This window comes from Streptomyces sp. NPDC059373 (assembly GCF_042751495.1).
Classification (GTDB): domain Bacteria; phylum Actinomycetota; class Actinomycetes; order Streptomycetales; family Streptomycetaceae; genus Actinacidiphila.
Genome location: NZ_JBHYXC010000010.1, coordinates 73234 through 87661 on the forward strand (window position 1 = coordinate 73234; position 14428 = coordinate 87661).

18 protein-coding genes are annotated in these 14428 nt (G+C 71.6%); 6 read left to right on the forward strand and 12 right to left on the reverse strand.

From position 1 onward, the window contains the following. Nucleotides 1-13 precede the first annotated feature (13 nt). Together ACFXJ5_RS16785 and ACFXJ5_RS16790 are read right to left on the reverse strand one after the other, a co-directional pair. Nucleotides 14-205, reverse strand: coding sequence for a hypothetical protein (locus ACFXJ5_RS16785; RefSeq protein ID WP_384631138.1), 192 nt, complete (start codon nt 203-205; stop codon nt 14-16). A gap of 66 nt (nt 206-271) precedes the next feature. Further along, the gene (locus ACFXJ5_RS16790; RefSeq protein WP_384631139.1) at nt 272-796 is read right to left on the reverse strand and encodes a GNAT family N-acetyltransferase; all 525 of its coding nucleotides are present in this window, start codon (nt 794-796) and stop codon (nt 272-274) included. 130 nt (nt 797-926) lie between these two features. Between ACFXJ5_RS16790 and ACFXJ5_RS16795 the strand changes: the two genes are divergently transcribed. After that, a complete protein-coding gene (locus ACFXJ5_RS16795; RefSeq protein WP_384631140.1) occupies nt 927-2879 on the forward strand; it encodes a hypothetical protein in 1953 nt (650 codons plus the stop codon). Here the strand turns inward: ACFXJ5_RS16795 and ACFXJ5_RS16800 are convergent. The 3 genes from ACFXJ5_RS16800 to ACFXJ5_RS16810 all read right to left on the reverse strand — a co-directional run bounded on the left by ACFXJ5_RS16800 (nt 2863) and on the right by ACFXJ5_RS16810 (nt 4937). Continuing rightward, nucleotides 2863-3282, reverse strand: a complete 420-nt coding sequence (locus ACFXJ5_RS16800; RefSeq protein WP_384631141.1) for a DUF6114 domain-containing protein — start codon at nt 3280-3282, stop codon at nt 2863-2865. The two genes, ACFXJ5_RS16795 and ACFXJ5_RS16800, sit on opposite strands and share 17 nt — an antisense overlap. Continuing rightward, nucleotides 3272-3919 (reverse strand): DUF6230 family protein, encoded by a 648-nt coding sequence (locus ACFXJ5_RS16805; protein WP_384631142.1) that lies wholly within the window; start codon nt 3917-3919, stop codon nt 3272-3274. Before ACFXJ5_RS16805 ends, ACFXJ5_RS16800 begins: the two co-directional genes overlap by 11 nt. 169 nt (nt 3920-4088) lie before the next feature. Beyond that, nucleotides 4089-4937 carry a TetR/AcrR family transcriptional regulator gene (locus tag ACFXJ5_RS16810; protein WP_384631143.1) on the reverse strand — a complete coding sequence of 283 codons (849 nt, stop codon included), beginning with the start codon at nt 4935-4937 and terminating at the stop codon, nt 4089-4091. A 369-nt stretch (nt 4938-5306) separates the two neighbouring features. Here ACFXJ5_RS16810 and ACFXJ5_RS16815 point away from each other — a divergent pair, with 369 nt between their 5' ends. Then, a complete protein-coding gene (locus ACFXJ5_RS16815; protein ID WP_384631144.1) occupies nt 5307-5975 on the forward strand; it encodes a Tat pathway signal sequence domain protein in 669 nt (222 codons plus the stop codon). A 111-nt stretch (nt 5976-6086) separates the two neighbouring features. Here ACFXJ5_RS16815 and ACFXJ5_RS16820 read toward each other — a convergent pair whose 3' ends face one another. From ACFXJ5_RS16820 to ACFXJ5_RS16830, 3 genes are all read right to left on the reverse strand, one after another. Beyond that, nucleotides 6087-6734: a LuxR C-terminal-related transcriptional regulator gene (locus ACFXJ5_RS16820; RefSeq protein WP_384631145.1), complete on the reverse strand. Its 648-nt coding sequence runs from the start codon at nt 6732-6734 to the stop codon at nt 6087-6089. Further along, nucleotides 6698-7975: a sensor domain-containing protein gene (locus ACFXJ5_RS16825; RefSeq protein WP_384631146.1), complete on the reverse strand. Its 1278-nt coding sequence runs from the start codon at nt 7973-7975 to the stop codon at nt 6698-6700. The genes ACFXJ5_RS16820 and ACFXJ5_RS16825 overlap by 37 nt, the downstream gene beginning before the upstream one ends. A gap of 84 nt (nt 7976-8059) precedes the next feature. Beyond that, a complete protein-coding gene (locus tag ACFXJ5_RS16830) occupies nt 8060-8458 on the reverse strand; it encodes a winged helix-turn-helix transcriptional regulator (protein WP_384631147.1) in 399 nt (132 codons plus the stop codon). A gap of 98 nt (nt 8459-8556) precedes the next feature. Between ACFXJ5_RS16830 and ACFXJ5_RS16835 the strand changes: the two genes are divergently transcribed. Beyond that, the gene (locus ACFXJ5_RS16835) at nt 8557-9555 is read left to right on the forward strand and encodes a zinc-dependent alcohol dehydrogenase family protein (protein WP_384631148.1); all 999 of its coding nucleotides are present in this window, start codon (nt 8557-8559) and stop codon (nt 9553-9555) included. A gap of 62 nt (nt 9556-9617) precedes the next feature. Here the strand turns inward: ACFXJ5_RS16835 and glnII are convergent, their stop codons facing one another. Then, nucleotides 9618-10637, reverse strand: coding sequence for a glutamine synthetase (gene glnII / locus ACFXJ5_RS16840; RefSeq protein WP_384631149.1), 1020 nt, complete (start codon nt 10635-10637; stop codon nt 9618-9620). Between the two features lie 182 nt (nt 10638-10819). Here glnII and ACFXJ5_RS16845 point away from each other — a divergent pair, with 182 nt between their 5' ends. Genes ACFXJ5_RS16845 through ACFXJ5_RS16855 form a run of 3 tightly spaced genes read left to right on the forward strand, consistent with a single transcriptional unit; the run spans nt 10820 to nt 12471 of the window. After that, nucleotides 10820-11179 carry a 5-carboxymethyl-2-hydroxymuconate Delta-isomerase gene (locus ACFXJ5_RS16845; RefSeq protein WP_384631150.1) on the forward strand — a complete coding sequence of 120 codons (360 nt, stop codon included), beginning with the start codon at nt 10820-10822 and terminating at the stop codon, nt 11177-11179. Between the two features lie 9 nt (nt 11180-11188). Next, nucleotides 11189-12052 (forward strand): Gfo/Idh/MocA family protein, encoded by an 864-nt coding sequence (locus ACFXJ5_RS16850; RefSeq protein WP_384631263.1) that lies wholly within the window; start codon nt 11189-11191, stop codon nt 12050-12052. 38 nt (nt 12053-12090) lie between these two features. Then, nucleotides 12091-12471 carry a hypothetical protein gene (locus ACFXJ5_RS16855; protein WP_384631151.1) on the forward strand — a complete coding sequence of 127 codons (381 nt, stop codon included), beginning with the start codon at nt 12091-12093 and terminating at the stop codon, nt 12469-12471. On the opposite strand, the gene mmpA is transcribed toward ACFXJ5_RS16855, so the two are convergent. The 3 genes from mmpA to ACFXJ5_RS16870 form a co-directional block, all read right to left on the reverse strand. After that, a complete protein-coding gene (gene mmpA, locus ACFXJ5_RS16860) occupies nt 12438-12590 on the reverse strand; it encodes a morphogenic membrane protein MmpA (protein ID WP_384631152.1) in 153 nt (50 codons plus the stop codon). The two genes, ACFXJ5_RS16855 and mmpA, sit on opposite strands and share 34 nt — an antisense overlap. A gap of 113 nt (nt 12591-12703) precedes the next feature. Further along, nucleotides 12704-13471 (reverse strand): hypothetical protein, encoded by a 768-nt coding sequence (locus tag ACFXJ5_RS16865; protein WP_384631153.1) that lies wholly within the window; start codon nt 13469-13471, stop codon nt 12704-12706. Between the two features lie 117 nt (nt 13472-13588). Continuing rightward, a complete protein-coding gene (locus ACFXJ5_RS16870) occupies nt 13589-14404 on the reverse strand; it encodes a DUF6597 domain-containing transcriptional factor (protein WP_384631154.1) in 816 nt (271 codons plus the stop codon). Between the last annotated feature and the right edge of the window lie 24 nt (nt 14405-14428).

Genomic DNA, 14428 nt, shown 5'->3' on the forward strand with positions numbered 1-14428 from the left:
CGTCCGCCGTCCTCTACAGCTTCTTCTCCAGCAGCGTCACCGCGTACTTACCGCCCAGCCCCCCGTCCTTGGACGGCTGCTCGCCCACCACCACATACCCCTCGCCCTCGTAGTACGCCCGCAGCCGTGGATTCGTCGACACGCAGTCCAGCCGGCAGTACGCCCGCCCCGCCTCCGCGATCCGCCGTTCCGCCTCGCCCAGCATCGCCCGCCCCGTCCCGCGCGGCGCCGCCGACCGGGTCGTCGCAGAGGCATGCGTACACGGGGGGCGTCAGCGGAGCTCGTCCGCCAGCAGTCCCATCGTGAACATGTCGTACCACTTTCCGTCGCGGCGGAAGACCTGACGGAGGCGGCCCTCCTCGACGAAGCCGACCTTGTCGTAGACCCTGCGGGCGGCGTGGTTCTCGGTGACGACGGTCAGGGTCACCTTGTGGAGGCGCATGTCCTCGAAGCCGTAGCGGCAGATCGTCCGCATCGCGTCGGTGGCGTAGCCGCCGCCCCAGTAGTCCTTCTCGCCCAGGTAGATGTCGAGGGTCGCGATGCCCGTCTCCGGGTCTGCGTCGTGCAGTGTGACGAGGCCGATGAGGGTGCCGTCGGTGAGCGCCTCGATGCCGAGGAGAAGGTCGCGGTAGGTGTTGCGGGGGCGTTCGGCCAGCCGGTTGCGGACCTGCTCGACGGTCTGGGCGTATGTGTTGTCCATCCAGCGCATGACCTCGGGGTCGTGGTTCCAGCGCCACAGTGCCTCGGCGTCCGCGGGGCCCATCGCCCGGAGTTTCACCAGCTCGCCGACTGCCATGCTCACCGTCTCCTCGCGCGCTGTGTGATCGTCTTGCGAACCACGAAGTGGTACCACGGCGGGGATCGTACGTTCCATCGAATAAGGCGGTCCGGGGTGACCATCCCAGGAATCACTCGTTTCCCTGAACGTGGAGTCGAAGCAGGCGACAGCCGTCCGCCCGGCGCAGGGTGCGCCCGCCGAGGTGGACGTCGAAGAGGCAGAAGCAGCTCTGGTCGAGAGCTATCCGCATGTGGTGCGGCTGGCCTATCTGACGTTGCCCGCGTCCTTGGGGCGGCACCGGCGCGTGCTGACCGCGCACACGCTGGTGCAGGGGGCGCTGCCCCGGGCGCGGCGGGCGGCGGGCGAGGGTGCGGCGGATGTGCCGGGGCCGCGCGGGACGACGGACCCGGCGTATGCGCTGGTGCGGCAGGAAGTGCTGCGCGGGGCCCTGCGGTTCGAGGGCCGGGCGGGCTGGCGGCGGTATGCGGGGCCGGCGGTGGCGTGGGCCAGGCCGCCGTATGTGTGGGGCCTGCGGTTGCATCCGAAGGCGGGCGGGACGGACGAGTCGGCCCTGGACCGTACGTTGGCCGGGCTGGACGCGGCGGGGCGGGCGGCTTACGTACTGCGGGAGCTGGAGGACCTGGACGGCCGGGAGGTCCGGGGACTGCTGGCGGCGCTGGGGGTGCGGGATGCCCGGGCGGCGGTGCGGGCGGCCGAGGGCGTGGCCGAAGGGCTGCTGGACGGTGGGGAGTTCGATCCCTGCACCGTGCAGGCGAGGCCGACGGATCTGCTGCGGAGGCGGCAGCATGTGAAGGCGGGACTGATCGTGGCGGGCGCGGTGGCGATCACCGGCGTGCTGGTCGGGATGCTGGGCGGGGCGCCGGCGCCGTACGCGGCCGGAGGCTCCCCGTCAGGGACGTACGGCGGAAGCTACCGGGACCCGGGAAAGCTGGTGCGGGCCAAGGCCGCGGCCTGGAAGGACACCGGGCGGGTGGACTTCACGGCCTGGCCGGCGCGCGGCGGCCGCACCAAGGACGAGGCGCTGCTGCGCAGGGCGTTGGCGGTGTGGGCGAGCCCGGGCAAGCGCGTGCAGGTGTCGGCGACGCAGGGGACCTCGAAGGGCGTGCCGTCGCAGGAGCCGCAGCTGCTGTACGCGGGGGATGTGGACCAGGCCGCCGTCGTGGTGATGTACGACGGGATGCGGATCGTACGGTACGCCGAGCCCCACGGCGGCGACGGCGCGGCGGCGCTGGACTTCGCCCGGGTGGACGGCGCGGATGTGACGACGGCGGCCGTGGTGGTCGGGCGGGCGGACGGCAACACGCGCTTCCTGACCGCCCCTTGGGTGAGCGAGGCACGGACCCGTGACCTGCTGGGCCCCGGCCGGGCATCGCAGGGGCTGCACCGGTCGGCGGACGGGGTGACGGACCCGGTGCGGATGCCAGGGGCGGACAGCACGGACGGGGCGTGCGGCAGTTCGTGGCCGGTGCTCCAGCTGAAGGCCGCGGCAAGGCTCGGCGACAGCCGGCCCTTCCTGCTGACCGACCTCGGGGACCTGGTCCCGGTCCACCTCACCTACCAGGCGAGCGGATCGGCCGGCCCGACCGAGGCAACCGGCCGCAACGCGCTGGCGAGTTGGGCGCGTACGGCCTGCCACCTCGGCAGCCTGGCCGGCCAGGGCGTACGCAGCGTCAACAACTGGGAGTACGCGGACCAGCAGCTGCCCGAGTCCAACGGCACCGCCGCCTGGGTGTGCACGCGGTCCGACACCTGGCGGGGCGGCGGCCGGGCCCTGGCCCTGTTCCTGCCCCCGGCGTCGTCCGCGACCAGCCCGGCGGCACCGGTCGGGCAGAGCAGCTCGGACACCGGGGCGTGCAGCGGTTACGTACCCCACGTCCTGGCGGGCGTGCTGTGGAAGTCGACCGCCGGGCACTGGTACCTGCTGGCGGCCGGGAGCCCCGACGTGGCGCGGATCAGGGCCACGGACGGGGTGAGCGGGACAGCGACGGGCAGCACGATGGCGGTGCCCGCGAAGCAGGGCGCCCGGGCCGAGCTGACCGGCGTGCTCGACTCGGGCGACCCACTCACGACACTGCGGTAGTACGCGGGCGGCGCCGCCGGAAGATGCGGCGCCGCCTCGGCTCCTGGTCGGGCAGCCAGCCGAAGGCCATGCAGCAGCCGACGAGGCCGAGCAGCAGGCCGATGACGAAGCCGCCGAGGTTGGACGTGATCCAGGTGCCGAGGGCGAGCAGGCAGCCGACGATGGAGTAGAAGAGCCGCTGGGCCGGGTTGAAGAGGATCAGCAGGCCGCACACGATCAGCAGGGCGGGCAGCAGGAAACCGGCCAGGCCCAGCATGCCGATGTGCAGCGCGATGCTCATCGGCATGTGCTGGGTCAGCAGGATCTCGCCGCCGCCGAGGGTGGCCAGGACGCCACCCCAGAAGGGACGGCTTCCGCGCCACGCGGCGAACCGGCTCGGCTCCCGGTCTCGGTCAGCAGCCATCACTGCTGAAGCTGAGGTGGAGGCCGGGCAGCTTGAACGACGCCGCTGTGGTGGCGTAGTTGGTCTGCCGCAGGTTGTTGATGGTGACCGTGTCGGACTGCTGGCTGAAGACCCCGATCGGGCCCTTGACGCCCGCCTTGTCGAGGGTGCTGGCGTCGTTGCCGATCTCGATGTTGGTGAACGACGCGTCGCCCTGGACGATGGTGGAGTCCGTGGTCAGATCGCTCGCGCTGACCGGATCGCTGCCGCGGCCGGCCCGGATGAGCAGGTTGGTGCCGCCGAGGTCGACGCTCTGGCAGAGGTTGGTCAGGGTGGCCTTCTTGATGGCGGACGTGATGATCAGGACCTGGCCGCCGGTGTCACCGGCGTTCGGGCTGTTGTCGGCCATGTTGTCGAGGCCGCCGAACTGCTCGAAGCCGGTGCCCTCCAGCTTGTCCGCGGTGACCGTGAACGGCATGCCGGAGATGGCGAACTGGGCGGCGAGTACGCCCTGCGCGGTCAGGACCATCAGGGTCGCGCCGAGCAGACCGGCCGGTACGGCCATCACGGCGGCCCGGCGCAGCCGGACCCGCCCGCGTCTGGGCGAGGGCGGTGGGGCGGAGTCGTCGACTTCGACGGAATCGGGGGTCGTGCTCATGACAGCTCCCAGGAACGTGGTGAACGCGGAACGAAATCACGCATGATTCAGTGGCACGTTGTCCTGGCGCGGACAGCGGGTCGAACCGCAGCGGCGTACCTCGTCCCGTGGACTTCCCGGCGGAGTGCAAGGGCTTTCCCGCGGCACGTCGCTGTAGCCGGTGGCGAAGCTACCCCTGGGTAGTAGTCGGGTCAAGTGGCTTGTGCGAAACGGATGTTGATGATGTGTTGGTTACGTGATCGCGCTGCGTGCCGACCAGACACGGTGGCGAGGCCGCCAGCGCCACGGGCCCCGGCTCGGCCAGCCACGCGGCCGCCTCGGCCGGACCCAGGAAGGGCGCCAGTACGAAGTAGTGCAGCGAGGGCAGCAGTTCGGGCAGTTCGGCGGTCCGGCCTGCGGCGATCCGCCGGTAGATGCTGGCGTGGACCCCGCCCACGACGGCGTCGACCAGCTCGGTCAGCGATACGGCAGCCGGTGCCCCCGCCCCCGGTGCCCCGGCCCTCGGTGTCCCGGCCCCCGGTGCTGCCGACTGCCGCTCGGCCGTCGCGAAGAACCGCCGGAAACCCTCGAGCAGCCTCTCGCGCTGCGCCCGGCCTGCCGCGCCGACCGCGTCGATCTCGACCACGGCCATCGTGGCGAAGGCGGGCGCCTCGGCCAGGATGCCGAGCAGGGTGCCCAGAGCGTTCCGGATGCCGGCCGGCCAGTCCGGTGCCGCGTCGAAGGCCGCCTCCATCGAGGCCACGACCAGGGTGGTGCCGTGCCGGTGGGCGGCGAGGAAAGCGTCCTCCTTGCCCTCGAACTGCTCGTAGAAGACCGGCCTGGTGACCCCGGCCGCCTGGCAGATATCGCTGATCCGGGCCTTGGTGTAGCCGGACTGGGCAACCGTGCGGACGATCCCGTCCAGCAGTCGGTCGCGCTGGGTCGCGGCCACCACCTCGGCCGGCAGGCGGCGCGGTCCTCGCCTGATGGAGCGCTCTGGGTCGCGGCCGGTCCTGGTGCCGGGAAGAACGACGCTCATTTTACTCGAACTTCCTTCCGAGTCCTTGACGCTGAATACCTATCAGGTTTACAACCTTCACAGGTTTCTTACGAGTCCGTGGCGCCGGACCGAAACCACGTCACACCGTTCCATCGGACGTTCCGCACGTCATCCTCCCGGCACCCCTCCCCCCTGAGGAGTGCGTGCACATGAAGTTTTCCGGGCCGGCTGCCCCCCTTCCCCCCGCCCGCGCCATCCCCCGCGTCACGACCGCGTAGGCGCGTGGCGCGCTGCCCGGAAATATGCCGCTGCCGGTCCGTCGCGTTAGGAGAAGGCGCCACGGGCCGGCGGCGGCGCCCACCCCCGCGTACGCCTCCTCACCCCCCACTCCCGAAAGAGGCAACCCGCATGCGCAACCGAACCGCGTTCGCCATAGCCACCTCTGTCGCGGCGCTCTCGCTGCTGCCCGTCCTCCCCGCCTCGGCGGCGGCCCAGGACACGACCGTACTCACCACCGGCAGTGCGGGCGGCACGGCCGTGGCGGTGGGCGACGTCCTGACCGCCCCCCTGGCAAGCGGCACCACCGCCACCCTCTACTCCAGCTCCACCGGGACCAGCGGCGTCATCTGCTCCACGTCCCAGTTCACCGCCGGGGTGACCGACAACCCGGCCTCCTCCGGCACCGCCACCGAGTCCGTCACCGCCCACACCTTCGCCGACTGCACCAGCAACGTCCTCGGAGTCACCAGCGTCGGCGGCGTCACCGTCAACAACCTCCCCTACGTCACCACCGTGACCTCCGACGGCGTGGTCACCGTGACCCCGGCCGGCTCCGCGGCGCCCATCCAGACCACCGTCGTCCTCAAGACCCTGCTCGGCACGATCACCTGCGTCTACCAGGCCAGCAGCCTCAGCGGCACCGCCGGCAACACCGACAACAGCATCACCTTCACCAACCAGGCCTTCACCAAGACCTCCGGCTCCTCGCTCTGCTTCAGCACCGGCTACTTCACCGCGAAGTACGCGCCGGTCACCGACACCACCCAGACCGGCAGCCCCTCGGTCTTCGTCAACTGACATGAGCTGAGGTCTGTCCCACGATGACAAACCGCCGCCCGGATCCGTTGTTACCGACGGGTTCCCTTCCGGGCGGCGGTCCGGCACCTGGACGCCGGTGGTGAACCCTCCTCACGCCCCGTCGAGATAGGCCAGCACCGCCAGCACGCGGCGGTTGTCGTCGTCGGAGGGCGGGAGGTCGAACTTGGCGAAGATGTTGGAGGTGTGCTTGGCGATGGCCCGTTCGGTGACGACGAGTTGGGTGGCGATGGCGGTGTTGGAGCGGCCCTGGGCCATCAGTTCGAGCACTTCGCGCTCGCGCGGGGTCAGCCGGCCCAGCGGTTCGGCGCGGGTGTTGCGGCCGAGGAGCTGGGAGATGACCTGGGGGTCCATGGCGGTGCCGCCGCCTGCCACCCGGCGTACGGCGTCGACGAACTGGGCGGCGTCGAGGACGCGGTCCTTGAGGAGGTAGCCGATGCCGCCGCTGCCGTCGGCGAGGAGTTCGCGGGCGTAGAGCTGCTCGACGTGCTGGGAGAGGACGAGGACGGGCAGTCCGGGGATGGCGCGGCGGGCGTGGAGCGCGGCCTGGAGGCCCTCGTCGGTGAAGGACGGGGGGAGGCGTACGTCCACGACGGCGACGTCGGGCTTCAAATCCAGGAGGGCGGTGCGCAGTTCGGGGCCGGATTCGACGGCGGCGGCGATCTCGAAGTCGTACGCCTCCAGCAGCCGGACGAGCCCGTCCCTCAGGAGGAAGAGGTCTTCAGCGAGGACAACGCGCACGGAAGCTCCATCGTCACGGTCGTGGGGCCGCCGGGCGGGCTGCTGACGGCTAGGACACCGTCGAATGTAGCGAGGCGGCGCTCCACGCCGGCCAGTCCGGTGCCGCGCGAGGGGTCGGCCCCGCCCCGGCCGTCGTCACCGACCGCGACGCGCAGCACGTCGTCGGTGTAGTGGACGTCCAGCCAGAGCCGCTGGGCGCCGGAGTGCTTGGCGGCGTTGGTCAGCACCTCCGACACGGCGAAGTACGCGGCCGCTTCCACCGGGGCCTCGAAGCGGCCGGGCAGCTCCACGGTCACGTCCGCCGGGATGGGGGAGCGCAGCGCCAACGCCCGCACCGCGTCGCCGAGTCCGCGCTCGGCCAGTACGGGCGGGTGGATGCCCTGCACCAGTTCGCGCAGCTCGGTGAGGGCGTGCGCGGATGACTCCCGGGCGTCGGCGAGAAGTTGGCGGGCCTTGGCCGGGTCGGTCTCCAGGAGGTGCTCGACCATGCCGAGGCTCATGCCCATCGCGACCAGTCGGGCCTGCGCCCCGTCGTGCAGGTCGCGCTCGATCCGGCGCAGTTCGGCGGCGGAGGCGTCCGCGGCGGCCGTACGGGTCTCGGCGAGGCGGCTGACCCGCAGCCGCAGCGCCTGCTCGGGCGTGGGGGACAGGTAGGTCCGGCTCAGCCGGGTGTGCAGCACCATGAGGCTCGGCGCGAAGCGCAGTCCCAGCGCCAGCCATACGATGCCGAGCCCGGCCGCCGCCCATGCGGTGCTCTGGCCGGTGATGTGGATGAAGCCGTACCAGTCGGCGCCGCCCAGCTTGTGGACGCCCTGCCATGCGCCCGCCCCCAGCGCGATGCCCCACAGCCCCTCGGCGAACATGCCGACCGCGAGCCAGCCGAGAAAGGCGCCGGCGATGGAGTCGACCACCAGCCATTGGAGGTCCCGCCAGGTCGCGTGGTCCTCCAGCATCCACCGGGTGCGCTGCCACTGCCCGGTGAGGCCCCCCTTGAAGTGCGGCGGTTCCGGCCGGTAGGGGCTGGGAATCCGTACGCCGTACCACTCCTCGGCCAGCCGCCGCCGCTGGTCGGCCCGGCGGCGCACCCTCGCCAGGACGCGTGGGGTGGTCAGGATGCCGACCCCGGAGCCGATGGCGGCGATCGACCAGGTCGCCAGGGCCAGCAGGCAGACCGAGTCCAGCGCCAACAGGCCCGTCACCAGGCCCTGCCGGGCCGCTCGCAGTGCGCTTCGCATCTTCATGGTTGAAGTCTGTCGACGGCGGCCGTGCCCGTCACGGGCGTTCGCCCCCGGAAGTGGGGGTGTAGCCGGCACCACCTCCCGGTGTCAGCCAAGGCCTTCGCCGCCCTCGCGGCCGTCGTACGCCGCCCGGGCGGAGTCGATCGTCGGCCGGTGGCGGCGGGCCCAGGCGGCCATCGCCTCCAGCGGCTCGTACAGCTCGCGCGCGATGTCGGTGGCGGTGTACTCGACCTTGGGCGGGACGGTCGGGTACACGGTGCGGATCAGCATCCCGTCGCGCTCCAGGTGGCGCAGGGTCAGGGTGAGCATGCGACGGCTGATGCCGGGGATGCCGCGCTCCAACTCCGTGAAGCGAATAGGGCGTTGGATCACCGCCAGGATGATCTGCACGCTCCACTTGTTGCCGACGCGGTCGAGGATGTCGCGGATCGGGCAGGCGACCTCATGGATGAACGGATCGGGTACAGCGATGTTCCCCTGGGACATAAAAGTGCCTCCTTACGCCGATCGTCAGGGTCACAGACGATGGACCCGGTAACAAGACGTGCCCCAAGGGCACTTGTCGATACTTACAGGGGATTCCCATGCCCAAGACGGCGAAGACAGTCCTGTTCGACGAGATCGGCGGCCCCGAGGTCCTCAGAGTCGAGGAGATCGAGATCCCCGACCCCGGCCCGGGCGAAGTCCGCATCCGCGTCGACGCCTTCGGCCTCAACCGCGCCGAGGCGCTCTTCCGCGCGGGCGCGTACTACTACCAGCCGACCCTCCCCGGCTCCCGCAACGGTTACGAGGCGGCGGGCGTCGTGGACGCGGTCGGCGAGGGCGTCGGGGACCTCGCGCCGGGCGACCCGGTCAGCACCTTCCGGGTGCCGGAGCTGTCCGCGTACGGGGTGCACGGCGAGTACGCCGTCCTGGCGTCAACGGACCTCGTCCACCGGGCGGAGGGGGTCGACGTCGTCACCGGTACGTCGGTCTGGCTGACGTACGCGACCGCGTACGGGGGCCTGGTGGAGACCGGCGGAATGCGTCCCGGCGACACCGTCCTGATCACCGCCGGGTCCAGCGCGGTGAGCCTGGCCGCCATCCAGGTCGTCAACCACCTCGGCGCGATCCCCGTCGTGACCACCCGCACCGGCGCCAAGCGGGACCGGCTGCTGGAGGCGGGTGCGGCGCACGTCCTCGCACTGGACGAGGGAGACCTGGTCAAGCGGGTGCAGGCGGTCACCGGCGGCCAGGGGGCGGACCTGGCCTTCGACTCGGTCGGCGGCCCGGAGTTCGAGGAGCTCGCCCAGGCGCTGGTCCCGGGCGGCGCCGTGATCGTCTACGGCTGGCTCAACCCGGACCGGCCGCTGCTGCCGCGCAACTGGCCGCAGACCATCCACACGTACGCCAACTACGCCCTCATGGCGGACCCGAAGGTCCGTCGCCGTACCGTGCACTTCATCAACGCGGGGTTGCGCTCGGGCTCGTTCAAGCCGGTGATCGACCGGGTCTACGAGGGCATCGAGCAGGTCGCCGACGCCCACCGCCGCATGGAGTCCAACGAGCAGTTCGGCAAGATCGTGGTGACCGTCCAGCACTGACGCGCCGAGGGCGCCCGTCGTGTCGACGGGCGCCCTCAGGACGAACAGAAGTGCGGAACGGATCAGACGAGGTCGGCCTCGGCGAGCGCCTCGCCGCAGGTGCCGACGATCAGACGGGTCACGACGTAGGGGTCGACGTTCGCGTTGGGACGCCGGTCCTCGATGTAGCCCTTCTTGTCGACCTCGACCTGCCACGGGATGCGGACCGAGGCGCCGCGGTTGGAGACGCCGTAGCTGTACTCGTTCCACGGGGCGGTCTCGTGGGCGCCGGTGAGGCGCTCCTCGACACCGGTGCCGTAGTTCGTGATGTGCTCGAGCGGCTTGTCGCCCTTGCCGAGGGACTCGGCCGCGACGATGATCGCGTCGTAGTCCTCGCGCATCTTCTTGGTGGAGAAGTTGGTGTGCGCGCCCGCGCCGTTCCAGTCGCCCTTGGCCGGCTTGGCGTCCAGGGTCGCGGAGATGCCGAAGTCCTCGGCGGTGCGGTAGAGCAGCCAGCGCGCGATCCACAGCTGGTCGGAGACCTCCAGCGGGGAGACCGGGCCGACCTGGAACTCCCACTGGCCGGGCATGACCTCGGCGTTGATGCCGGAGATGGCGAGGCCGGCGGTGAGGCAGTTGTCGAGGTGCTTCTCGACGACCGGGCGGCCGAAGATCTCGTCTGCGCCGACGCCGCAGTAGTAGCCGCCCTGCGGGGCCGGGTAGCCGCCGATGGGGAAGCCGAGCGGCCGCGAGCCCTCGAAGAAGGTGTACTCCTGCTCGATGCCGAACAGGGACTCCTGGGCGGCGTACTTCTCGGCGACCGGGCGGAGCAGCGCACGGGTGTTGGACTCGTGCGGGGTGCCGTCGATGTTGAAGACCTCGCACATGACGAGGATGCTGTCGCCGCCGCGGATCGGGTCCTTGTACGTGGCGACCGGCTTGAGCACGCGGTCCGAGGCGTGACCCTCGGCCTGGTTGGTGCTGGAACCGTCGAAGCCCCAGGTGCCCGGCTCTTCGCCGTCGGCGATGATCTTGGTCTTCGAGCGGAGCTTGGCAGTCGGCTCGGTGCCGTCGATCCAGATGTACTCAGCCTTGTAGGGCACGGGCCTCATCCTTAACAAACGCGGGCTTTGCGGGTGCATTGGGCTATGCCGCAGCGTCACAACCTGCGATTTCTCAACCATTGCCCTGGTGTTAACCCACTGTGAACGAGTCTACGAATGTCTGGGAATGCGAGCCGGGTGGCCACAGGAGCCCCGGTAATCGCCGGTAATAGGGTGGAGGCATGCCGCACATCACAGTGGACTACACCGACACCCTCGCCGAGGCGTTCGACCGGCAGGCCTTCGCGCACGAGCTGCACCCGCTCGTCGCCGACATCGCCACGACCAAGGTGGAGGCCTGCAAGACCCGCTTCCGCCGGGTCGACGAGGCGGTCATCGCCGACGGAGCCCCCGGCCACGCCCTGATCCACATCGAGCTCGCGCTGCTGGCCGGACGCACCCCGGAGACCAAGTCCGAACTCACCGCCGCCGTCCTGGACCTGGCCCGCCGTCACACCGCCGCCACCCCCGGGCTGAGCGTCTCGACCTCGGTCGACGTCTCCGACCTCGGCCCCGCCTACGTACGCCACACGGAGCCGTAGGCCATGGCCCTGCGATTCGGACTCCTCGGCACCGGCCCGTGGGCTGCGCTCGCCCACGGACCGGCCCTTGCCGCGCATCCGGATGTCGAGCTCGTAGGCGTCTGGGGGCGCCGCCCGGAGGCCGCGGCCGCCCTCGCCGAGCGCCTGGGCGCCGCGGCGTACCCGGACGCCGACGCGCTGTTCGCCGATGTGGACGCCGTCGCCATAGCGCTGCCCCCGCACATCCAGTCGGGCCTGGCGGTCCGCGCCGCCGAGGCGGGCTGCCACCTGCTCCTCGACAAGCCGGTCGCGACCACTGCCGACGCCGCCCGCCGGGTCGCCGAGGCGGCAGAGCGGGCGGGGGTCGCCTCCGTGATCTTCTTCACGCTGCGCTTCGCAGCCGAGAGCGCGGCCTGGATCGAGGAACAGGCGGCGGTCGAGGGCTGGTTCACCGCCCGCGCCGACTGGCTCGGCTCGGTCTTCACCTCCGGGGACAGCCCGTTCGCGGCTTCCGCCTGGCGCCGCGAGAAGGGCGCACTCTGGGACGTCGGGCCGCACGCCCTGTCCGTACTGCTGCCCATCCTCGGCGACGTAACCGAACTGACCGCCGCTCGCGGCCCCGGCGACACCACCCACCTCGTGCTGCGCCACGCCGGAGGGGCCTCCAGTACCGCGACCCTCAGCCTCACCGCGCCCCCCGCCGCGGCCGGGGTCAGCGTCGAACTGCGCGGCGAGGCAGGAGTGGCAACGCTTCCGGCCCGGACCGAAGGACCTACGGCAGCCTTCCGTAACGCCATCGACGCCCTTGCCGACGCCGCCCGCACCGGCCGCCCGCACCCCTGCGACGCCCGGTTCGCCCTTCGCGTCACGGAACTGCTGGCATCCGCCGAATAGCTCTGGCGGTGCGGCCCGGCGGTGCCTATCGTCATGGTATGGCTGCGGATTGGTGGTCGATCGAGGTCCTGAACGCCCCCGGGACCCCGGCCGCCGGGTGGCGTGACGCGTATGCGCCCGCGCTCGTCGAATCGGCTGTGACGAACAGGGCGTTGGCGTGGGAATGGCACGGGTTCAGCTGGGGTGTGGTCTTCGAACTGCGCTTCGCGACCGAGGAGCACTGGCAGGTGTGGCACGCCCGCCCCGGGACCCGGGCGGCTCTCGACGCCGTTCCCGACCCGGTCGCCGGGCTGCTCGTCCATCGCGGCCGGGGCGGTGCCTCGGGCGCGTACGTACCGCGTCGCCCGCGTCGCTCGCCGGGGGCGGAGGCCGTGGAGCTGCCGGTTCAGCCGGCCATGGACCAGGCCGTGATGACGTAGATCATCCCGGCCAGCCAGGCCACCCCCACCGCGCCCGCCACCGCCAGGCCCGCGGCGACCGCGCGGTCGGTCCGTATGCCGTCCCGCGTCCCGGCCTGCATCTCGTTCATACCGTTCATACGGTGCAGCCTGCCGGGCGCGGCCGCCGAGCGCATGAGTGCGGATACTCAGATGTCGGCCGGGACCACGGCGGTGAGGCTGCTGCCGGCCACCGCCGCGTTCCCGTCCGCGGTCAGCCCTTCGGCCCGGAGTCCGGTCCCTGCCCGGAGTCCTGCCCCGGCCCGTAGTCCGGTCCGGGCCTGGAGTCCTGTCCCGGCCGGTCGTCCTGTCCTGGCCGGGAGTCCTGTCCCGGCCCGTAGTCCTGTCCGGGCCTCGAGTCCTGTCCCGGCCGGGAGTCCGGTCCCGCTCCCGGCCCGTGCTGCTCTCCCGGTCCCTGCTGCTCTCCCGGCCCGTGCTGCTCTCCCGGTCCCTGCTGGTTGTACGGCTGGCCCCCTGTGCCGATCGCCGGGCGGCGGATCGACTTGATGTCCGAGATCCGCTTCGCGGCGAAGTCGGACTGCACGCTCAGGTAACTGAACGTGCGCTGCCCGCCGTTGCCCCACGTCAGCCGTACGAGGCTCCACAGGTGGCCCGCATCACTCCTGTCGTACTTGACCGCCCATGCGGTCGGCACGTTCTGGGCGCGCAGCACACCGTCCGCGTGGTTGTGCTGCTCCCACGTCGCGAGGCGCTGCTGCAGCTTGCCGGTGAGGTAGTGGTTGCGCAGCTCCGCGGCGAGCCGGCTGCGGCCCGAGTCGTGGACGGCGTCGATGTACGCGCCGTAGAAGTTCGCCACCCGGTCGGTCGGCGAATTCGTGTTGCCGCTGCGAACGACGGCCGCCGGTGCCGGCCCCTGCGGCCCGGGCGGTGGCGCCTGCTGCGCCGCCGCCGGGATGGTGAACGCCGCCACCAGAGCGGCGGCGGCGAGAAGAGTGCGGCGGACCGTGCGAGTGCTGGTCATGGCGATCGGTAACCTTTCGCGTGCCGGAATGGGCTAATTCACCCATAAGGTGACGCCTTATCCTGTGCGACCCGATACGTCACAGCCGGTTGCACACGCGGCGAACGCCCGACAGTCCTACGAAAGGCCCTGCCGCCCCGGCCCGGCGTAGCGGCCGGGCGGGTCGCCCACCGCCGCGGTGAAGTCGCGGGTGAGGTGGGCCTGGTCCGCGTAGCCGAGGTCGGCGGCGAGGGCGGCCCAGTCGATGCCGACGCCCTGGTCGGCGCGTGCGGCGGCCTCGTGGAGCCGGGCCCGGCGCAGCACCCACTTCGGGCTCGCGCCGACGTACTCGGCGAAGAGCCGCTGAAGGCGCCGTACCGACAGGCCCAGGTCGGCCGCGACCTGGTCGACGCGGAACATGGAGGGCTCGGCGGTGATCCGCTCGAGCATCAGCCCCACCTCGAGCGCGACCGGGTCGGGCCGCGCGGGCAGCCGGGGGAGCAGGAAGCCCTCGGCCAGGCCGGCCATCGCGGTGCCGTCCTGACCCGCCCCGAGGATCACGCGGCCGGTCACCTCGGCCTCGGCCCCGAAGACCTCCGACGCCGGCACCCGCCGGTCCGCGAAGTCCGCCACGGGCCTGCCTGCGAAGGCCCGGAAGGCCCCCGACCGGAACTTCACGCCGAGCACCTGGCCCACGCCTTCGAGGCGTCGTACGAACAGCCCCCGGTCGACGCCGTACACCAGCGGCACGGGCTCCTCGAAGACCAGGTGGACGTTCGGATGCGCCAGCACCTTCGTCTCGTACGGCGGCCTGCCGCGCAGATCCCAGCGGACGTGCCAGTAGAACTCCACGTACGGCTCGGCCGCCGGCCCCGGCTCGTGCCGTACGAGAGTGCTGACCTGCGCCGTCTCGCCGGGGTGGAGCACGCCGCGGCCCATGTCGCGTTTGTTCAAGACCAGCCTCCGCCCATGCCTCTA